General features: G+C 74.5%; 18 protein-coding genes and 1 pseudogene. 12 read left to right on the top strand and 7 right to left on the bottom strand.

Annotated features, from left to right (window positions below; translation table 11 throughout):
* Nucleotides 1-4: 4 nt before the first annotated feature.
* Entirely contained in the window at nucleotides 5-1,561 is a 1,557-nt protein-coding gene (locus EDD32_RS04445; protein ID WP_123915061.1) for an amidohydrolase, read from the bottom strand.
* A 72-nt stretch (nucleotides 1,562-1,633) separates the two neighbouring features.
* The gene (locus tag EDD32_RS04440; RefSeq protein ID WP_123915058.1) at nucleotides 1,634-2,212 is read right to left on the bottom strand and encodes an NYN domain-containing protein; all 579 of its coding nucleotides are present in this window, start codon (nucleotides 2,210-2,212) and stop codon (nucleotides 1,634-1,636) included.
* 185 nt (nucleotides 2,213-2,397) lie between these two features.
* On the opposite strand from EDD32_RS04440, the gene EDD32_RS04435 reads away from it, so the two are divergent.
* The 11 genes and pseudogenes from EDD32_RS04435 (at nucleotide 2,398) to EDD32_RS04385 (ending at nucleotide 12,488) form a co-directional block, all read left to right on the top strand.
* Nucleotides 2,398-2,700, top strand: a complete 303-nt coding sequence (locus EDD32_RS04435) for an urease subunit gamma (RefSeq protein ID WP_123915056.1) — start codon at nucleotides 2,398-2,400, stop codon at nucleotides 2,698-2,700.
* 8 nt (nucleotides 2,701-2,708) lie between these two features.
* The gene (gene ureB, locus EDD32_RS04430) at nucleotides 2,709-3,119 is read left to right on the top strand and encodes an urease subunit beta (protein ID WP_123915053.1); all 411 of its coding nucleotides are present in this window, start codon (nucleotides 2,709-2,711) and stop codon (nucleotides 3,117-3,119) included.
* Nucleotides 3,112-4,815 (top strand): urease subunit alpha, encoded by a 1,704-nt coding sequence (locus EDD32_RS04425; RefSeq protein WP_123915050.1) that lies wholly within the window; start codon nucleotides 3,112-3,114, stop codon nucleotides 4,813-4,815. Before ureB ends, EDD32_RS04425 begins: the two co-directional genes overlap by 8 nt.
* Nucleotides 4,815-5,528, top strand: coding sequence for an urease accessory protein UreF (locus EDD32_RS04420; protein ID WP_123915047.1), 714 nt, complete (start codon nucleotides 4,815-4,817; stop codon nucleotides 5,526-5,528). The genes EDD32_RS04425 and EDD32_RS04420 overlap by 1 nt, the downstream gene beginning before the upstream one ends.
* A pseudogene (gene ureG, locus EDD32_RS04415) lies at nucleotides 5,521-6,237 on the top strand (urease accessory protein UreG); the annotation flags it as partial. The gene EDD32_RS04420 and the pseudogene ureG, both read left to right, overlap by 8 nt.
* A 239-nt stretch (nucleotides 6,238-6,476) precedes the next feature.
* Nucleotides 6,477-7,250, top strand: coding sequence for an urease accessory protein UreD (locus EDD32_RS04410; RefSeq protein ID WP_123915041.1), 774 nt, complete (start codon nucleotides 6,477-6,479; stop codon nucleotides 7,248-7,250).
* Between the two features lie 213 nt (nucleotides 7,251-7,463).
* Nucleotides 7,464-8,726 carry an urea ABC transporter substrate-binding protein gene (urtA, locus tag EDD32_RS04405; RefSeq protein WP_123915038.1) on the top strand — a complete coding sequence of 421 codons (1,263 nt, stop codon included), beginning with the start codon at nucleotides 7,464-7,466 and terminating at the stop codon, nucleotides 8,724-8,726.
* A gap of 66 nt (nucleotides 8,727-8,792) precedes the next feature.
* Nucleotides 8,793-9,677, top strand: coding sequence for an urea ABC transporter permease subunit UrtB (urtB, locus tag EDD32_RS04400; RefSeq protein ID WP_123915035.1), 885 nt, complete (start codon nucleotides 8,793-8,795; stop codon nucleotides 9,675-9,677).
* Entirely contained in the window at nucleotides 9,674-10,993 is a 1,320-nt protein-coding gene (gene urtC, locus EDD32_RS04395; RefSeq protein ID WP_123915033.1) for an urea ABC transporter permease subunit UrtC, read from the top strand. Before urtB ends, urtC begins: the two co-directional genes overlap by 4 nt.
* Nucleotides 10,990-11,799 (top strand): urea ABC transporter ATP-binding protein UrtD, encoded by an 810-nt coding sequence (urtD, locus tag EDD32_RS04390; RefSeq protein WP_123915029.1) that lies wholly within the window; start codon nucleotides 10,990-10,992, stop codon nucleotides 11,797-11,799. Before urtC ends, urtD begins: the two co-directional genes overlap by 4 nt.
* Nucleotides 11,799-12,488 (top strand): ATP-binding cassette domain-containing protein, encoded by a 690-nt coding sequence (locus tag EDD32_RS04385; protein WP_123920158.1) that lies wholly within the window; start codon nucleotides 11,799-11,801, stop codon nucleotides 12,486-12,488. Before urtD ends, EDD32_RS04385 begins: the two co-directional genes overlap by 1 nt.
* A 20-nt stretch (nucleotides 12,489-12,508) precedes the next feature.
* Here EDD32_RS04385 and EDD32_RS04380 read toward each other — a convergent pair whose 3' ends face one another.
* From EDD32_RS04380 to EDD32_RS04375, 3 genes are read right to left on the bottom strand one after another with little or no spacing between them, the layout of a single operon-like run.
* Complete coding sequence (locus EDD32_RS04380) at nucleotides 12,509-14,299, bottom strand: multicopper oxidase domain-containing protein (RefSeq protein ID WP_246005970.1); 1,791 nt, start codon at nucleotides 14,297-14,299, stop codon at nucleotides 12,509-12,511.
* Nucleotides 14,260-15,042 (bottom strand): hypothetical protein, encoded by a 783-nt coding sequence (locus EDD32_RS19390; RefSeq protein ID WP_246005969.1) that lies wholly within the window; start codon nucleotides 15,040-15,042, stop codon nucleotides 14,260-14,262. The genes EDD32_RS04380 and EDD32_RS19390 overlap by 40 nt, the downstream gene beginning before the upstream one ends.
* Nucleotides 15,039-15,566 carry a twin-arginine translocation signal domain-containing protein gene (locus tag EDD32_RS04375; RefSeq protein WP_123915026.1) on the bottom strand — a complete coding sequence of 176 codons (528 nt, stop codon included), beginning with the start codon at nucleotides 15,564-15,566 and terminating at the stop codon, nucleotides 15,039-15,041. Before EDD32_RS04375 ends, EDD32_RS19390 begins: the two co-directional genes overlap by 4 nt.
* Nucleotides 15,567-15,756: 190 nt before the next feature.
* Here EDD32_RS04375 and EDD32_RS04370 point away from each other — a divergent pair, with 190 nt between their 5' ends.
* On the top strand, nucleotides 15,757-16,902 hold the full coding sequence (locus EDD32_RS04370) for a Glu/Leu/Phe/Val family dehydrogenase (RefSeq protein ID WP_123915023.1): 1,146 nt from the start codon (nucleotides 15,757-15,759) through the stop codon (nucleotides 16,900-16,902).
* 84 nt (nucleotides 16,903-16,986) lie between these two features.
* Here the strand turns inward: EDD32_RS04370 and EDD32_RS04365 are convergent, their stop codons facing one another.
* Both EDD32_RS04365 and EDD32_RS04360 read right to left on the bottom strand, forming a co-directional pair.
* Nucleotides 16,987-17,796, bottom strand: coding sequence for a PspA/IM30 family protein (locus EDD32_RS04365; protein WP_123915020.1), 810 nt, complete (start codon nucleotides 17,794-17,796; stop codon nucleotides 16,987-16,989).
* A gap of 80 nt (nucleotides 17,797-17,876) precedes the next feature.
* Nucleotides 17,877-19,880, bottom strand: a complete 2,004-nt coding sequence (locus EDD32_RS04360; RefSeq protein ID WP_123915017.1) for a TPM domain-containing protein — start codon at nucleotides 19,878-19,880, stop codon at nucleotides 17,877-17,879.
* Nucleotides 19,881-19,905: the final 25 nt, after the last annotated feature.

Raw genomic sequence — 19,905 nt, 5'->3', positions numbered from 1 at the left:
GTTCCTACAGCGCCAGGTGGGTCACGCGACCGCCGACGAGCGTGGCGGCCACCCGCGTCCGGCGCAGCCGTGCCGCTGCCTCGTCCGTGGACGCCGCGGGCGCCAGGGGGTCGGTGTCGAGGAGGACGACGTCGCCGCGCCCGCCCACGGCGAGCGTGCCCTGGCCGTCGGTCGAGGCGGCGAGGGCCTCGGCGGGGGTGATGTGCTGCTCGGGGTGCCACGGCTCGCGCGAATCGGCGCTGCGGTGGACGGCCGCGGCCATCGCCAGCCACGGGTCGAGCGGGGAGACGGGGGCGTCCGAGCCGAGCGTGAGCCGGACCCCGGCGTCGAGCAGCTCACGCAGCACGAACGTGCGCCCCGCCCGGTCGGGCCAGCGCTCCTCGGTGACGTCGCGGTCGTCGAGGAGGTGGGCGGGCTGCACGCTCGCCACCACCCCCAGCCGGGCCATCTCGGCGCTGTGGGCGGGGGTGAGGAGCTGGGCGTGCTCGATCGACCCGCGGGCGCCGGTCGCCGCGAACGCGTCCAGGGCGATGGAGACGGCGGCGTCGCCGATGGCGTGGACGGCGACGTCCAGGCCGCCGCGGCGCGCGCGGCGCAGGAGGTCGCGCAGCTCGTCGGCGGGCACGTTCTGGACACCGTGCGGGTGGCCGGGGTCGATCGGGTCGGGGTAGGGCGCGAGGCAGTGCGCGGTCGCGGTGGTGAGCGAGCCGTCGGAGATGATCTTGAGCGGGCCCATCCGGACCAGGCCCCGACCCCCGGGAACGGCCTCTCCGGTGCGCAGGGCGACGGCGAGGACGTCGTCGAGACCGTCGGCGTAGGTGGCGGTGCGCACCCGCAGGGTGTCGGCGCCGTCGGCGACCCGGTCCGGCCACTCGAAGGCGTTGGCCGCCCATTCCATCTCGGTCACCCCGACGACGCCGCGCGCGGCCGCCTCCGCCAGGGCGCGGCCGTAGGAGACCGGCTCGTCGCCGGGCAGGTCCGCCAGGCGCCCGAGCGCGGCGAACCAGGCGTTCTCCCGGACCAGGGCGTCGCCGTCGGCTGCCTCGGGGACGCCGAGCAGCTCACGGGCGCGCGCGGAGAACCAGCCGGAGTGGAAGTCGCCGGACGCGAGCACGACCGCGGCGTCACCGGCGACGGCGTCCAGGGCCGCCTGGTCGGGGGCATCGGGCCAGGCGGCATCGCGGAAGCCGAACCCCACCAGCGGGGTCCGGGCCCCGGTGAGGCGCTCACGCACCCGGCGCAGGACCTCGGCGGCGCTCGCGGCGTCGGTCAGGTCGAGCCGGTCGAAGGTGCGCGCCCACTGACCGAGGTGGACGTGGTGGTCCCACAGCCCCGGGGCGGCCCACCGCCCGGCTCCGTCGAGCTCCTCCTCACCCGCCCGGCGGGACAGGTGCGGGCCGACCTCGGTGATCCGGCCGCCGGTGATGCGGACGTCGACCGGCCCCGGCGCGGGCGGCGCGGGGGGATGCTCTCCCGTCGGGGAGCCCTGCGGTGCTGAGGGGCCGGCGACGGGGACGAGGCGGACGTCGCGCAGCAGCACCGAGGCGGAGGCGGTGACCATGGGGGAACTCTAGAGCCGGCCGCGCGTGCCTCGGACGGGCACCGAGCGGTCGGGCTTCAGGTAGCGGTCGGGCTACAGGTAGCGCGAGGGGTCGAAGGCGGCGAGCGGGATGATCCGCACGCGCGGCAGCACGGCGTTGAAGGCGCCGAGATCGTCCTCGAGGTCGTAGATCTGCAGGCCCCGCTCGGTGAGGTCGGCGAGCTGGCCGTTGAGGAACTCGCGGAAGCACAGCACGCCCACCTTGCGGCCGGCGTCGAGGAGCCGCTCGACCTGGGGGATGTAGTCGCCGTCGTGGGAGGCCAGGACGACGTCGCCGTGCCCCTGCTCGAGGATGGCGTCCATCGTGCGCTGGATGCCGATGTCGACGACCTTCTCCGTCCCGGTGCCCGCCAGCGGGATCGGGTGGTAGCTCATGGCGAGGAGCGCCTGGACGAAGCTCATGGGCATCTGCCCCGAGGTGGCGTTGAGGAAGAACAGCCCCCTGGCCTGGCCGTGCCAGACCTCCTGGGTGAAGTGGAGGATGCGGTCCCAGCGCGGACGCTCCTCGGGGGCGGGCCGCCGGCCCAGCACGCTCATGCCCAGGGTGGCGTCGATGTTCTCGCCGTCGACGAGCAGGTACGTGTCGGTGGCGGGCGCCGGGAAGTCTGACATGGGGCCAGCGTAGGGGCGCCCGCCCCGTCGGTGGCGCCCGCGCGGTGTCGGCGCGCCCCCTGCCCCGGCGCACCCGCCCCAGGAGGGGGTTACACGACCGTTCCCGGCCGGTCACACGCCCGAAACGTCCGGCGGCGACCATCGGGTACGCCCGCCGGACGCGGGGGAACGCCCCGGGAGGGCCGATGCACCTGACACCGTCGGAGCAGGAGAAGCTGCTGCTCGCCGTCGCCGGCATGGTCGCGCGCGACCGGCGCGAGCGCGGCGTCCGCCTGAACTACCCCGAGACCGTCGCCCTGCTGACGACGTGGGTGGTGGAGCGGGCCCGGGAGGGGTGCACCGTGGCCGACCTCATGGTCGAGGGCCGGGCGGTGCTCGGCCGGGACGAGGTCATGGACGGCGTCGCCGACATGCTCCCCGACGTCCAGGTCGAGGCGACCTTCCCCGACGGGCGCAAGCTCGTCACCATCCACCAGCCGATCGCCTGAGGAGCACCATGGCAGGGATCTCCGCCTCCGGACCGGGCGCCGTGCGCGCGGCCGCGGGCACCATCGAGCTCAACGCCGACCGCACGGCGGCCGAGCGGGTCGAGCTCGTGGTGCTCAACACCGGCGACCGGCCCGTGCAGATCGGCTCGCACCTGCACCTGCCGGACGCCAACGCCGCCCTGGCCTTCGACCGTGCGGCCGCCCACGGCTTCCGCCTCGACGTCCCGGCCGGCACCTCGCAGCGCTTCGAGCCGGGCGCCTCGCGCACCGTGGCGGCCGTCGCGCTGCGCGGGGCCCGGCGGGTGCCCGGTATCCAGCGGGGCAAGGTCGACGGCGGACCGCTCGACGCCAAGGACGACGGCGGAGCGGCCCACGGCGGTTCCGCGACGACCGAGGGGACGGGGCGCACCGATGGTTGAGATCTCGCGGGAGCGCTACGCCGCCCTGTACGGACCCACGGTGGGCGACCAGGTCCGCCTGGGCGACACCGACCTGTGGATCGAGGTCGAGGAGGACCGCACGGTCGGCGGGGACGAGGCGGTGTTCGGCGGTGGCAAGTCCATCCGGGAGTCCATGGCGCAGGGCACCACCACCCGAGCCGAGGGGGCGCCGGACACGGTCATCACCAACGCCGTCGTGCTGGACTGGTGGGGGGTGGTGCGTGCCGACGTCGGCATCCGCGACGGCCGCATCACCGCGCTCGGCCGGGCCGGGAACCCCGACATCGCCGACGGCGTGCACCCCGACCTGCGCATCGGCCCGTCCACCGACGTCATCAGCGGCGAGGGGAAGATCCTCACCGCCGGCGGGTTCGACTCCCACGTCCACCTCATCTCGCCGTCCCAGGTGCACGAGGCCCTGGCTACCGGGATCACCACCATCGCCGGCGGCGGCACCGGCCCCTCGGAGGGCACGAAGGCGACGACCGTGACGCCCGGCGCCTGGCACCTCGCCACGATCCACCGCAGCCTCGACGCCCTGCCGGTCAACGTCATCCTGTTCGGCAAGGGCAACACGGTCAGCGCCCCGGGACTGGCCGAGCAGGCGCTCGCGGGCGCCGGCGGGTTCAAGGTCCACGAGGACTGGGGTTCGACCCCGGCCGCGCTGGACGCCGCGCTCACCGCAGCGGGGCAATGGGGCCTGCAGGTGGCGCTGCACTCCGACTCGCTCAACGAGGCGGGGTTCCTCGAGTCCACCGTCGCCGCGATCGGCGGCCGGTCCATCCACGCCTTCCACACCGAGGGGGCCGGTGGCGGGCACGCCCCCGACATCCTGCGCCTGGCCGGCGAGCCGTACGTCCTGCCCGGCTCGACCAACCCCACCCTGCCGCACACCGTCAACACCGTCGCCGAGCACCTCGACATGCTCATGGTCTGCCACCACCTCAACCCCGGCGTCCCCGAGGACCTCGCGTTCGCCGAGTCGCGGATCCGGGCGACGACGATCGCGGCGGAGGACGTCCTGCACGACATGGGGGCCATGTCCATCACCTCCTCCGACGCCCAGGCGATGGGCCGCATCGGCGAGGTGATCACGCGCACCTGGCAGGTGGCGCACGTGATGAAGGCCCGTCGCGGGGCGCTGTCCTCGGAGCTCCCCGCGGACAACGAGCGGGCCCGGCGCTACGTGGCCAAGTACACGATCAACCCGGCGATCGCCCACGGCGTCGACGCCCACATCGGCTCGGTCGAGCCGGGCAAGATGGCCGACCTCGTCCTGTGGGACCCGAAGTTCTTCGGCTTCCGACCCGAGGTCGTCATCAAGGGCGGGGCCATCGTGCGCGGCGCCCTGGGCGACCCCAACGCCTCGATCCCCACCCCGCAGCCCGTGCTCGAGCGGCCGGCCCTGGCCGACGCCGTCGCCCCGGACCTCTCGGTCACCTTCGTCGCACCCGCCGCGCTCGACGACGGCCTCGCCGGCCGGCTCGGGCTGCGGCGCACCCTGCTCCCGGTGGCCGACACCCGCGGGGTGGGCAAGGCGCAGATGGTCAACAACGACGCCCTCCCGCGGATCGACATCAACCCCGAGACGTTCGCCATCGACGTCGACGGCGAGCGCATCGAGCCCGCCCCGGCCGACTCGCTGCCCCTGGCCCAGCTCTACTGCCTGTTCTGATGGCGCCCGGACCCACGCCCCTGCTGCTGGCGATGCTCGCCGACGCCCGGCTGCCCAGCGGGGCCCACACCCAGTCCGCCGGGCTCGAGCCGGCGCTGCGGGCCGGCATGCCGCCCGCGCAGGTGCCCGCCTACCTCGCCGCCCGGCTGCGGACCGTGGTGCTGGTCGAGGCCGGGACGGCCGTCGTCGCGCGGCACGTGGCGCTCGCCGGCGGCGACCTCGCCGTCGTGGAGACGGCGTGGGCCGCCCGGACCCCCAGCTCGGCGCTGCGGTCGGCCTCGCGCCGGCTCGGCCGGGGGTACCTGCGCCTGACGGACCGGCTGTGGCCGGTCGCTGGTGCGCCTGGTGCGCCGGCTGGTGCGCGGGCCGGTGCGCCGCCCGGTGCGTCGGCGGGCGTCCGCCCTCCGCGCCCGTCCCGGCCCGTCGCGCTCGGCCTCCTCGCCGCCCGCGCCGGCCTCGGCGCCACCGACACCGCGCGCCTCGTCGGCTACGACGACGCGCAGACGGTGGCCGCCGCGGCGCTCAAGCTCGCCCCGGTCGACCCCGTCGACGCCACCGCCTGGGTGCTCGCCGCACACCCCCTCATCGAGGAGCTCGCCGGCCGGGTGGCGAACCTGACCGCCCCCCACGAGATCCCCGCCACCGGTGCCCCGCTCGTCGAGCTGTGGGCCGAGATCCACGACACCACCACAGAGAGGCTCTTCAGTGCCTGAGAACACCTCACCCACCCGGTCCCTCCGGCTCGGCGTCGCCGGTCCCGTCGGCACCGGCAAGAGCTCCCTCATCGCGCTGCTGTGCCGGGAGCTGTCGGCCGACCTGTCCCTCGGGGTCATCACCAACGACATCTACACCGACGAGGACGCGCGCTTCCTGCGCTCGGCCGGCGTCCTCGACCCCGACCGGATCCGGGCGGTGGAGACCGGTGCGTGCCCGCACACGGCCATCCGCGACGACGTCACGGCCAACCTCCTCGCCGTGGAGGACCTCGAGGAGGACTTCGCCCCGCTCGACGTCGTCCTCGTCGAGTCCGGCGGGGACAACCTCACCGCGACCTTCTCCCCGGCGCTGGTGGACGCGCAGATCTTCGTCCTGGACGTCGCCGGCGGCGGCGACGTCGCACGCAAGGGCGGCCCCGGCATCGCCCGCGCCGACCTGCTCGTGGTCAACAAGACCGACCTGGCGCCCTACGTCGGCGTCGACGTCGAGCGCATGGTCGCCGACGGCGAGGCCGCTCGCGAGGGCCGGCCGGTGCTGGCGCTCTCCAGGGAGAATCCCGCCTCGGTGGCCGAGCTGTGCGGGTGGGTCCGCGGCGTCCTCGCCGAGCACACGGGCGGCCGCCTCGTCCCCGCCGACCCCGGGCCCATGGCGCCGCACTTCCACGCCGACGAGGACGGCGGGGGCTTCTTCCACAGCCACGAGGACGACGACGACGCCACCGCTGGTACCTCCGGTACCTCCGGTGCCGCCGACGCCTCCGGTGCGTCCGAGGTCGCAGGCACGTCGCCGGGGAGGGCGTTCGTCCACCGTCACGACGGGGCCGGCGCGCACCGGCACGCCGACGGCGCGCACCCGGTCGAGCACGTCCACCACGAGACCTACCTGGGGGAGGAGCTCGCCCCGACCGCCGGCGGCCCTGGTGGCCTGCGCGGCGCCGCGCGCGGGTGAGGATCGCCGTCGAGCGGGGCCCGGACCGGGTCCGTACCCGGCTCGAGGGCGGCGCGCTCAGCCCGCGACTGCTCCGCTCCGACGCCTCCGGGGCCGCCGTCGCCGTGGTCGCCACCGGAGCGCTGCTCCTGGGCGGGGACCACGTGGCCGTCGAGGTCGAGGTGGGCGACGGCGCGAGCCTGGAGATCGTCGAGACAGCCGGGACGGTCGCCTACGACGCGGGCGGGGAGCCCTCCTCCTGGTCGGTGCGGGTGCGGCTCGGGGCCGGCGCCCGGCTCACGTGGGAGGGGCTGCCGTTCGTGGTCGCCGACGGTGCGGACGTCCTGCGGACCACCGACGTCGAGCTCGGCGACGGCGCGCGGGCGCTGCTGCGCGAGGTCCTGGTCCTGGGCCGCACGGGGGAGACCGGCGGCGCCCTGCGGGCCCGCACGTCGGTGCGGCAGGCGGGGGCCGAGCTCCTCGTGGAGGACCTCGACCTCGGCCCGACCGCGCGGACGGCGCCGGGGGTGCTGGGGCGGGCGCGCGTGGTCGACACCGTGCTGGCCCTCGGGTGGCGACCCCCCGCCGGGGACCCCTCGGCGCGCGGGACGAGGTTCGACCTCGACGGCGCCGGCGCCCTCGCGCGCCTGCTCGGGACGGCAGCGCACAGCGCGAGCCTCTCGCCCTGGTGGAGCTCGTGGGGTGCGGGCACGGCAGCTCCGCCGGCGGCTTCCCCTGCGGCTCCCGACGAGGTGGCGCTGCTGCCGTGCACCGGGGTGGCTGCGGTCTGATCGGTGGGCCGATCCGCCTCATCGGCAGACCCGTCACATCTCGACGCCGGGCCGCGTCGCCTGCCCTCGCCGGTGGGCTGCGAGCAGCGTTTACCCACCCGAAACGGTGAGGGCGGTCCCACGAAACAGGGGGCTCCTAGCGTCACAGATGTCGCGACACGGCGTCGCGACCCCCAGCCCCGGCCCCCGTGGCCCGAAACAAGGGAACCTGTGATGACCCCCAAACCCCTGCGGACCCGCGTGGCGCTCGCCGCCGTTGCCGCCCTGGCCATGACGCTGAGCGCCTGCGGCGCGCGCGTGGCGGGCGGTGACGAGGCGGACACCTCCGCCGCGTCGGCCGAGTCCTGCGTGGACACCTCCGGCGACACCGTCAAGATCGGCTTCCTCAACTCCCTCTCCGGCACCATGGCCATCTCCGAGCAGACGGTCTTCGACTCCCTCACGCTGGCGGCCGAGGAGATCAACGCCGACGGTGGTGTCCTCGGCAAGCAGCTCGAGGTCGTCTCCGAGGACGGCGCCTCCGAGCCCACCGTGTTCGCGGAGAAGGCCGAGAAGCTCATCGTCTCCGACTGCGTCGCGGCGGTGTTCGGCGGCTGGACCTCCGCCAGTCGCAAGGCGATGCTGCCCGTCTTCGAGGGGAACGACGCCCTGCTGTTCTACCCCGTGCAGTACGAGGGCCTCGAGGCGTCGGAGAACATCTTCTACAGCGGCGCCACCACGAACCAGCAGATCATCCCCGCGCTGGACTACCTGCGCGAGCAGGGGGCGACGTCGCTGTTCCTCGTGGGGTCGGACTACGTCTTCCCCCGCACGGCGAACAAGATCATCAACGCCTACGCGCAGGAGCACGGCATCGAGGTGCTCGGCGAGGAGTACGCCCCGCTCGGGCACACCGACTTCGCCACGATCGTCGGCAAGGTGCGCTCGGCGGGCGCGGACGCCGTCTTCAACACCCTCAACGGCGACTCCAACGTCGCCTTCTTCAAGGAGTACCGCAACATCGGCCTGACCGCCGAGGAGATGCCGGTCATGTCGGTCTCGATCGCCGAGGAGGAGGTCGGCGGCATCGGCATCGACAACGTCGAGGGCCAGCTGACCGCCTGGAACTACTACCAGACCGTGGACAGCCCCGAGAACGACGCGTTCGTCGCGGCGTTCCAGGAGGCCTACGGCGAGGACCGGGTGACCTCCGACCCGATGGAGGCCGCGTACACCTCGCTCCACCTCTGGCGCGCGATGGTGGAGGAGGCGGGCTCCTTCGACGTCGCCGCCGTCCAGGAGGCCGCGGACGGCACGACGTTCGAGGCGCCCGAGGGCACGGTGACGATCGACGGCGAGAACCACCACCTCAGCAAGACCGCGCTCATCGGCCGGATCGGACCCGACGGGCTCATCCACACCGAGTGGAGCTCGGACGGGCCCATCGAGCCCGACCCGTTCCTGGAGTCCTACGACTGGGCCGCCGGCCTCTCCTGACCACCGCCGGTCCCCCGCCCCGGCCGCGCGGCCGGGGCGGGGGACCGCCCAGCAGACGGAGGCACGATGGACGCCGTCCTTCCCCAGCTCTTCGCGGGCCTGAGCCTCGGCTCGGTCCTCCTCCTGGCCGCGCTCGGCCTCGCCCTGACCTTCGGCCAGATGGGCGTGATCAACATGGCCCACGGCGAGTTCATGATGGCCGGCGCCTACACCACCTTCGTCGTCCAGCAGGTCCTGGCCGACCCGGGCGTCTCCCTGCTCGTCTCCGTGGTGGTCGGCTTCCTCGTCGGCGGCCTCATGGGCGTGGTCCTCGAGGTGCTGCTCATCTCCCGGATGCACCGCCGCCCGCTCGACACGCTCCTCGTCACGTGGGGCGTCGCCCTGGTGCTCCAGCAGGTGGCCCGCGACGTCTTCGGCGCACCGAACGTCGACGTCCGCGCCCCGTCGTGGCTCGCCGGTCCCGTCCAGCTGCTCGGGGTGTCCGTGCCCCGCTCGCGGCTCTTCATCCTGGCGCTCGCCGTGGTCTGCGTCGCCGCGGTCGCCCTCGTCCTGGCCAGGACGTCGCTCGGACGCCGGATCCGGGCGGTCGTGCAGAACCGCGACCTGGCCGAGACGTCGGGGATCTCCACGGCGGCCACCGACCGGCTCACCTTCTTCATCGGCTCGGGCATCGCCGGCGTGGCGGGCGTCGCGCTGACCCTCCTCGGCTCCATCGGGCCGACGCTGGGCCAGAGCTACATCGTGGACGCGTTCCTCGTGGTCGTCGTCGGCGGGATCGGACAGATCAAGGGGGCGGTGGTGGCCGCCTTCGGCCTCGGCATCATCCAGGCCTTCCTCCAGCTCGGCACGACGGCGAGCCTGGCCAAGGTCCTCCTCCTCGCCCTGGTGGTCCTCTTCCTCCAGTGGCGGCCGCAGGGTCTTGTCACCGTCCGGACGAGGAGCCTGGCATGAGCGGCGGCAGCACCACCCTGCCCCGGTGGGCCGCGGTCGTCCTCCGCCCGGGTCCGGCCCGCACCTGGGCCCTGGCCGCCCTCGCCGCGCTCGTCCTGCTGGTCCTCGCGCCGGCGGTGCTCAGCGACTTCCGGCTCAGCCTCCTGGCCCGCTTCCTGTGCCTGGCGATGGTCGCCGTCGGCATCGGCCTGGCCTGGGGGCAGGGAGGGATGCTCACCCTCGGCCAGGGCGTGTTCTTCGGCCTGGGCGCCTACATCATGGCGATGCACCTCAAGCTCGCCGACGCCGGCCCCGGCGGCGTGCCGGACTTCATGCTCCTGTACGGCACCGGCGAGGTGCCCGGGTGGTGGGAGCCCATGCGCTCACCCGCGACGACGGTCGTCCTCGTCGTCGCCGTGCCCGCGCTCCTCGCCCTGGTGCTCGGCACCGCGGTGTTCCGCCGGCAGGTGCGCGGCGCCTACTTCGCCGTGCTCAGCCAGGCCCTCGCCGCGGCGTTCGCGATCCTGCTCGTGGGTCAGCAGCAGACCACCGGCGGGACGAACGGGCTCAACGGCTTCCGGTCGTTCTTCGGCTACGACCTCGCCGACCCGGTGAACCGGCGCATGCTCTACCTTCTCGCCGCCGGCACGCTGCTGGTGATGGTCCTGGCCGTGCGCGCCCTCATGCGCTCGCGCTACGGCGAGCTGCTCGTGGCGGTGCGCGACCAGGAGAACCGCGTGCGCTTCCTCGGCTACGACCCCGTGCGGGTCAAGGTCTTCGCCTACGTGGTGGCCGCCGTCTTCGCCGCGATCGGCGGAGCCCTGTTCGTGCCGATCGCCGGCATCATCTCGCCCGCCGACGTCGGCGTCGTCCCCTCGATCGGCTTCCTCGTCGGTGTCGCGATCGGCGGCCGGGCCACCCTGCTCGGCCCCGTGCTCGGCTCGGTCGTGGTGGCCTGGGCCGAGACGGGCCTGTCGGAGTCGTTCCCGTCGTTCTGGACCTACTTCCAGGGTGCGCTGTTCATCCTCGTGGTCGCCTTCCTCCCCGGTGGGCCGGCCCAGCTCGCCGGCGTCCTCCGACGGCGCCGCGGGGCGGGGCACGCGCCCGGTGCCGGTCGCGCCGGCGCCGACACGGACCAGCCGGCGGGAGGCGGCCGCGGCCGGCGTCCCGACGCCGGCGGCGACACGGCCGATGCCACGGACACGCTCGAGGACGGACCCGGCCGGGCCGCCACCGGGCACGGCGACCCGCCCGTCGTAGCAGCGAGCGGCCCGCCCGCCGCAGCGGCGAACGATCCCGACCACCACCTGGCCGCCACCACGGAGAGGCACCCATGAGCGACCACGACACCACCCGTGACCCGGCGCGGGCCGACCGGCTCCTCACCCCCCAGGACGTCGCCCACGACTACCTCGAGGTCCGCGGGCTGCGTGTGAGCTTCGGCGGGTTCGTCGCCGTCGACGGCATCGACCTCACGGTCGTCCAGGGTGACCTGCGCTTCCTCATCGGCCCCAACGGCGCCGGCAAGACCACGGTCGTCGACGCCATCACGGGCCTGACCCCGGCGACGGGGTCGGTCCGGTTCGGTGGCACCGAGCTCATCGGCCGCAAGGTCCACCAGGTCGTGCGAGCCGGTGTCGGCCGCACGTTCCAGACCGCGAGCGTCATCGAGGGCCTCACCGTGGTCCAGAACCTCGACATCGCGGCGGGAGCTCGGCGCCCGGTGCACCGGCTCCTCCGGCCACGTCGTTCCGTCGAGGTGGTGGAGGAGGCCATGGAGACGGTCGGTCTGGCCGCGGAGCGCGACCGGCCCGCGGGGGAGCTGGCCCACGGCCAGAAGCAGTGGCTCGAGATCGGGATGCTCCTCGTCCAGGACGCCCGGCTGCTCCTCCTCGACGAGCCCGTCGCCGGGATGAGCCAGGCCGAGCGTGAGCAGACGGGCGAGCTGCTCCGCACGGTGGGGCGACGACGGACGGTGGTCGTCGTCGAGCACGACATGCAGTTCCTGCGCTCGTTCGCCGACTCCGTCACGGTGCTGCACCAGGGCAGCGTGCTCAGCGAGGGCACCGTGGCCGAGGTGCAGGCGGACCCGCGCGTCATCGAGGTGTATCTCGGCGCACCCGCCGGGACGAGGGGGGCATGATGCTCGAGCTGTGCGACGTCCATGTCGGGTACGGACCGGCCGTGGTCGTGCACGGCGTGGACCTCACGGTGCCGGACGGCGGCCTCACGGCCGTCCTGGGCCACAACGGTGCCGGCAAGACGACGCTGCTGCGGGCGGCCGTCGGGCTGCTCCGGCCCGTCCGGGGCTCGGTGTGGTTCGACGGCGACGACATCACGCGGCTGCCCGCGCACCGGCGCGTCCGGCGCGGTCTGGCGTACGTCCCGCAGGGTCAGCAGTCCTTCGCCGACCTCACCGCGGGCGAGAACCTGCGGCTCGTGGCCGACGGCCGGCGTGACGGGCGCGGCCGGCTCGCCCAGGCGCTCGACCTGTTCCCGGCGCTGATGCCGCTGCTGGACCGGCGCGCCGGCCTGCTCTCCGGCGGCCAGCGCCAGCAGCTGGCCATCGCCCGGGCTCTCATCACCGGGCCGCGGGTGCTCGTCCTCGACGAGCCCACCGAGGGCATCCAGCCGTCGGTGGTGGCCGAGATCGAGCACGCCGTCCTCGAGCTCACGGGCGCAGGGCTGTCGGTGCTGCTCGTCGAGCAGCACGTCGGCTTCGCGGTGACGGCGGCGCTGGAGTTCGCCGTGCTGGAGTCCGGGCGGGTCACCGCCACGGGGGCCGGCGGTGCCGGGGCCGCGGACGAGGTGCGCGCGGCCATGGCGATCTGACGACGGCGCCGCAACCCTCCTCACACGGCCGTGAGCGGCACCGTCCGGGTGGCGAGCAGGCGCAGCCCGGCGGCGCCGGGGACCCAGTCGAACCAGTCGACGTGGATCTCGTAGGGACCGGCCTCCGGCGGCAGGAGGAGCATGTCGTAGCGCTCGGCGGCACCGAAGGCGAGCCGGTCGGTGACGAGCCGGTTGCCGAGGTCCTCCGGCAGGGGGCTGCCCGGGCGAACGGTGTCCCGGTAGGCCCGGCCGTCGTGGGCCACGAGGGAGGCCATCCGTACCGGCTCGCCGCCGGCCCGGGTGAACCGCACCCTGGTCGGGATGAAGTTGAGGTTGAGCACCCGCAGCAGCGTCGGGTGGCCCGAGACGTTCGCCCGCACCTGCCGCGGGACCCACACCCGGTCCTTCGGCTGCCCCTGGGCGAGGTGCCCGCCCAGGACGTAGAAGTGCCGCGCCCGGAACCGGTTGAGGCCGACGTCCTCGCCGGAGAGCCCCGCGGCGTGGTTGAGGTGGTGCCAGGTCGGGTCGACCGCGTAGGGCACGAGCATGAGCTCGGTGGCGATGTCGTACAGGGGTCCGTCGACGAACGGGCGGCGGGCCCCCGCCGGCACCGGGAAGCTCGGGTGGACGACCGGGTCGACGAGCATCGGCCCGACCATCCCCATCTGCACGTGCAGGACCGTGTTGACGTGGCAGTGGTAGAAGTACGTGCCCGCGGAGCCCTCGTTGGGGTCGCCCGGCACGCCGGCGTCGGGGCGGAACTGGTAGGTGTACGAGCCGCTCACCTCGAACGAGGTGTGCCCCACGCCGTCGTTGCGCGGGTCCGGCTCCATCCCGTGCAGGTGGATGGTGTGCGGGCCCTTGCTGGGCTTGACCCGGACGTGGACGAGCTCGTTCTCGGTCATCCGGATGACCGGCGCCGGGAAGCCGCGCCCCGACGTCTCGGACTCGAAGCTCCACATCTCGTGCTCGGCGCCGTCGGGGAAGCGCAGGCGCCGGCCGAAGACGTCCCGCTCGAAGGAGCGGTCGGGGCGCTGGCGGAACTCGGTGCGGGGGTCGTCCTCCTTCGGCTGGTCCGAGGCGAAGTCGGCCTGGCTGCGGTAGGTGTGGTGGGGCGGGCTCACCCGGCCGGCGAGGACCCAGCCGGCGACCATGCCGCCCGGGTAGAGCCCGCCGGCCGCGGTCTGCGACGGCTCCGCGTGGCAGTGCATGGGGTAGTGCCAGTCCTCGGTGCGGGCCGCCCACACCGGCTCGACGACCTGCGGCGGCTTCTTCAGCGGCAGGAGGGTCTCCTTGCGTGAGCGCGGGTCGAGCTCGACGACGTCCTCCCACTGCTGCAGGAGCACGTGCCCCTCGGCGTCGACGAGGCCGAGGAGCCCGTCCCGGGGGAAGTCGACGCCGTTGCGCCGCACCGTCCAGACGTGGTTGCCGTGGAAGTGCAGCTGGTGGACGACGACGCCGGCGTTGACGCACCGCAGGAGCTGGCCGCTGCGCACCGTGCCGGGGCCGCCGGCGGACAGGTCGCGCACGTCCACGCGCCGGGGGAAGCCGGAGGGCAGGGTGTCCTCGTGCGCGGCCTCGTTGGACCGGGCGTCGCGGGACATGCCGAGGGAGGCGTACCCGGAGCGGTCGTTGATCATGAAGTACCGCGGCACGGGGGGAGTGGCCTCGGGGTCGATGTGCTCGCCCGCCTGTGCACGGCGGCCCCAGTCGGGGTCGACGTCCTGGCAGATCCACAGCCACTGCCGCTCGAACTCGGCGCCCCCCTCGCTCAGCCGCCAGCGCTGCGCGGCCGGGACGACGACGAGCACGCCGTGCAGGCCGAGCAGCCGCTCGACCGGGGCGTTGCCGGGGTCCTCGTACGGTACGTGCCGGCGGCCGGGGCGGCGACGTCGACGGCGGCCGAGGCGCCAGGGGCGATGTCGCCGGTGTCGAGGACACCCGGGACGCTGAGGCGGTGCACGCCCGCGAGGCCGTTGTGCACCCGCAGCCGCAGGCGGGCACCCGTCTCGGCCACGATCGTGCGTGGCGGGAAGTAGCTCGCCCAGTACGCGCGCCGCACCTCGTACAGGCCCTGGGCGTCGGGGCCGGATGCCGCGGCCGGGCGCCCGTGCGGCGGGGCAGGCGCGTCGAGCGGGTAGGTGGCGGAGGCGTGGAGCGTGCCGTCGGCGAGGAAGACGTGCGGCGCGAGCCGGAGACTGGGCGCGGGGTCGTCCGCGGCGGTGGGCCGGTCGCCGAACCCGCGCATGTAGACCAAGGTGCCGTCGACCATGGGCACCCGGCCCTCGTTGACGTACAGGTCGAGCACGCCGGGGGTGACGGCGGGGAGCGCCGCGCGCTCGGAGGTGAGGGAGCCGACGCCCCGTGCCGGCCGGACGGCCGCGGCGACGGTGGGGGCGCCCACGAGGCCCAGTGCCGCGACCGTGGCCCCGGCCGCCGCGAGCCGCAGCAGCTCACGACGGTCGGTGGGTCGGTCGGATGCAGCGATGGCGTCTCGCTCGGCGCGGCGCTCGTCCGTGCGGCCGCCGGTGGACCGCTCGTCGGTGGTGCTCATCGGACCTCCACGGCGTGCAGCGCCAGCGACAGGGTCGCGGCGGTGTCCTCGAAGCTGAGCGACAGGAGCGCCGGGGACGCCGGGACGAGGAACGTCAGCCAGGTGCGTACCGTCCGTCCGGCGGCGAGGGCGCCGGGGGTGAGCTCGGTGTCGAGGGCGGTGACGGTGGGTCCGTCCGCACCCACCCGCAGGCGGAACTGGCCCGGGGAGAACGCCACGGCCCGCTCGAGGAGGTTGGCGATCGCGACGTCGACCCGGAGCAGACCGGGCCAGGTGCGGTGCGCGGCGAGGGTCGCGGCGGCGGCGGCTGCCGCCCCGGCAGCCGCGGTGGTCGCGGTGTCGTGGCCGTGCGAGGCGGTCCGCCCGCTCACCCGGGCACCGAGCAGGGACACGGTGCCGAACGAGGTGGGGACCGGCACCGCGGCGGGCGGCCCGAGCGCACCGGCCCACGACCACGTCAGCAGGCCGGTCGCGGCCACGGCCGCCCCGCCGGTCAGCACCTGCCGTCTGCTCAGCTCGACCATGGTGTCCCACCCTTCGGGCGCATCCTCCGGAAAGGGTCAGCGTCGCTCCCGACGCTTGGGAAAACCTTGCCGACAGGGGCCGTCCGCGGGGCGCCGAACCGGGACCTTGGGCCTAGGCTGGTAGTGGTGCGAGGACCTCACCCACGGTCCGAGCGCCGCGCATCCACGAGATGACGAAGGAGTCGGACCCGTGACCACCCTCTCGCGCCCAGACGCACGACCCCAGACGCTCAGGCCCGCCACGACGTTTCGTGCCCCCGGGCCCTTCGACCCGCTCCACGGCCACGAACAGGTCGCCTACCTCAACGACCGTGCCAGCGGCCTGCGGGCCATCGTGGCGATCCACTCGACCGCTCTCGGCCCCGCCCTCGGCGGCACGCGCTTCTACCCCTACGCCCGCGAGGACGAGGCGCTCGCGGACGTCCTGCGCCTCTCGCGCGGCATGACCTACAAGAACGCCCTCGCGGGCCTCGACCTCGGCGGCGGCAAGGCCGTGATCATCGGCGACCCCGCCGAGGTGAAGTCCGAGGCGCTCCTGCGGGCGTACGGCCGGTTCGTCGAGTCCCTCGGCGGGCGGTACGTCACGGCGTGCGACGTCGGGACCGTCGTCGCGGACATGGACGTCATCCACCGGGAGACGGCGTTCGTCGCCGGTCGCAGCGAGGTCCACGGCGGCTCGGGCGACCCCTCGGTCCTGACGGCCTTCGGGGTGTTCAACGCCATGCAGGCCGGCGCGGACCACGTGTGGGGCCGGGCCTCGCTGCGCGGCCGGACCGTCGGCGTCGCCGGGGTCGGCAAGGTCGGCCGCGTCCTCGTGGACCACCTCGTCGCCGCGGGCGCCCACGTCGTCGTCACCGACGTCAACGAGCTGGCCGTGGAGGCGGTCCGGGCCCGGCACCCCGAGGTCGAGAAGGTCGCGGGGACGGACGAGCTCGTCCGGTCGGCCATCGACGTCTACGCCCCCTGCGCGCTCGGCGGGGCGCTGGACGCCACGACCGTGGAGGCCCTGGCCGCCCGGCTCGTGTGCGGCTCGGCGAACAACCAGCTCGCCGACGACGGCGAGGGGGGCATCCCCGAACGGCTGCTGGAGCGCGGGATCACCTACGCCCCCGACTACCTGGTGAACTCCGGCGGGGTGATCCAGGTGGCCGACGAGCTCGAGGGCTATGTCTCCGACCGTGCGAAGCACCGTGTCGAGAGCCTGTTCGGGGCGACGCTGGCGGTCCTGCGACGCGCCGATGAGCACGGCATCAGCCCGGCGCACGCGGCAGACCACCTGGCCGAGGAGCGCATCGCCGCCGTCGGCTCGAACCACCCGTACCTCCCGCGCCACTAGGCGAGGACGTGCGCGGCCCCCGCCCGGAGGCGGGGGCCGCGCACCGTCACCTCGGCAGGACCGTCGTACGGTCCCGCGGGCACGTCAGTAGGTGGTCCTGTCCTCGTCGGCGACGTACTCGGCGTCGAGGTCGGCCGAGCCCTCGTCGGTCGCGGTGTCGGACGTGATCTGCTGACGCGGGCTACCGCCCTTGAGCGCGGCCAGGCGAGCCTCGATCTCGGCGCTGCGACCGTAGTCCTCGAGCTCGGCGAACTGGTCCTCGATCGAGCCGGCCTGGATCTCGGCATGGCCGGCGACCCGGGCCTCCTCGCGGCGCACCTGCTCCTCGTAGCGGGAGATCTCGCTCGTGGGGTCCATGATGTTGATCGAGGAGATCGCGCCCTGGACGGTGGCCTGGGCCTCGGCGGTCTTCGAGCGCGCGACGAGCTGGTCGCGCTTGGACTTGAGCTCGTCGAGCTTGACGCGCATCTGCTGCAGGCCGACCTTGAGCTTGTCGACGACCTCGTTCTGGGAGGTGATCATCGGCTCGGCGGCCTGGGCCTCGTTCTCGGCGGAGATCTGCTTGCCGATGGCGACCTTGGCGAGGTTGTCGAACCGGGCGGCCTCGGCCGGGTCGCCCGCGGCGCGGAGCTCGTCGGCCTTGCTCGACGCCGCGAGGGCCTTCTGGCCCCAGTCGCGGGCGTCGGCGAGGTCCGCCGCGTGGTCCTGCTCGGCCAGGCGGAGGTTGCCGATGGTGACGGCGACGGCGTCCTCGGCCTCGGCGATCGAGGAGGTGTAGTCGCGCACCAGCTGGTCCAGCATCTTCTGGGGGTCCTCGGCGCGGTCGATCAGCGCGTTGATGTTGGCCTTCGTCAGCTGGGCGATGCGCCCGAGGATGCTCTGCTTCTCTGCCATGTCCGTGCCCTTCTTGGTTGGGGTAACGCGGGAAAGTCTTGTCGAGGTCGCCGGGCGGCGCCTGCGGAACGGGTTGAGCCTCAGAAGCCACCACCGCCGCCGCCGAAGCCGCCGCCTCCGCCGCCGAAGCCGCCACCGCCGCCGCCGAAGCCGCCGCCACCGAAGCCGCCGCCGCCGCCCCAGCCGCCGGAGTGCCCGCCCCCGCCGCCGAAGAGAATGCCGCCCAGGACGAGCGAGCCGATGTCGAGACCGCCCCGCCGGCCGCCGCCGAAGCCGCCGGTGAAGGAGTCGTCGAACCGGTTGGCGTCGCGCTCGGCCAGCTGCTGGGCCGACAGGGCCATCTGCTCGGCCCGGGTGACGAGCTGCAGGGCTGCGACCGGGTCGGACCCGGCCAGCCGGTTCGCCTCGGCGGCGAGGCGCGTGGCCTCGGACAGCCGGGTGCGGGCCTCGGTGCCGACCGAGCCCCGGCGGGTGTTGATGTAGTCGGTGGTCGCCCGGAGCTGGGAGTCCAGCCGCCCCATCCGGTCGCCGAGCTGGGCCAGGGCGCGCCGGTTGGTGTCGTCGGCCTCGCGGGCCGGCGCGAGGGCCGCGTCGATGGCGGTCTCGGCCGCGGTGAGGCGCTGGATGGCGGCGAGCGGGTCGCCGCCCTCACGGGCCTGCTGGCCGAGCGCGATCGCGGCCTCGGCGTCCTTGCGCCGGGCGGCGACGACGGGGTCGGCGGGCGCGAGCCGCGCGGCGTCGCGGACGTCGGCGGTGATGGAGGCGATGGCGGAGTCCAGTCGCTGGCCGGCCTCGGCCAGGGCGCCGCGGGCGCCCGCGACGGACTTCAGGAGCGTGTCCGCCTGGCCGATGGCCTCCTCCGCCACGCGGATGTGCGTGACGGCGGTCGCCCGGTCACCGGCCTCGACCTTGGCCCGGCCCTCGGCCACCGAGGTCCGCGCGGACTCGAGCAGTGCCCGGGCATGGTCGGGGTTGCGCGAGACGGAGGCCAGCGCCGCGGGCGGGTACTGGTTGGACAGCGCGGCGAGCTGGGCGCGGGCGCCCTCGATCTGCCGCGCCACCTCGCCGGCGCGCTGCTCGAGCTCGTCGAGGACCTGCGGGGCGCGTGCCTGCATGTTGCGCAGCCGGACGAACTCCTCCGCGTGCTCCGCGAGGCCGCGCTCCACCTCGCCGGTGAGCTGGAGGATGTCGGCGTACATCTGCCGCTGCTGCTCCTCCGTCTCCGGCTGGTCGTCGTCGAGGAGCTGGCGGATGTGGAAGGCGCGCTGCGCCTTCTCCTTCGCGACCCCCAGCGCGGCCGTGAAGGCGTCGGTGGCCTGCAGGCCGAACTGGGCCTTGGCGAAGCCGAGCTCCTGCTCGGAGGACCGGATGGCGTCGTCGGCGCCCAGCAGCGCCGAGCCGGCCCGCTTGGCGAGCTCCGGCGTCGGTAGGTTCAGGGGGTGGTCGGGCGGCAGGCGACGAGCCTGGGCGGGCCGGTCCTGCGCGGACCTCTTCCGGCTGCGGAACATCGCCACGCCGCCGATGACGACGATCGCGAGCAGCCCGAAGCCGAGGAGCCCGCCGAGGATCGAGCCGCCGCCCACGTCCGCCACGCCGCCGCCGTCGCTCGTGCCGGTCGCTGCCGCTCCGACCTCCTGCGCGAACGCCGTCGCCGCGGCGGCCCAGGCGCCGTCGGACAGCTGCGGGACGACGTCCTGCGCGAGGAGGTCCTCCAGCTCGGCCTCGGAGATGGCGGAGGAGTCGTGGAGCGCGTAGCCGTAGGAGTTCACGTCGACGCCGACGGCCAGGAGGACGTTCGCGGGGCCGAGGTTGGACAGCTCCGCCGTCTCCACCGCCCACTGGTTCGAGCCCATGCCGGTGAAGTCGTCGACGTACGCCACGTAGACCAGCTGGCCGGTCTCGTCCTGGACCTGGTCGATGACGTCCTGGACGTTCTGCTCCTCCGCCGTCGACAGGACGTCGGCGACGTCGGTGACCTGCTCGGTGAGCTGCTCGGGCGGCACCGCCCCGGCCGGTCCGGCGATCGCCAGGGCGGGCAGGGTGAGGAGCGCGACGGCGAGGGACCGGACGGTGAGGTGCTTCACCCTTCGATCCTCGCCGGACCTCCGC

It is taken from the genome of Georgenia muralis (genome assembly GCF_003814705.1).
GTDB lineage: Bacteria > Actinomycetota > Actinomycetes > Actinomycetales > Actinomycetaceae > Georgenia > Georgenia muralis.
This window is presented reverse-complemented; position numbering and strand designations above follow the sequence as displayed.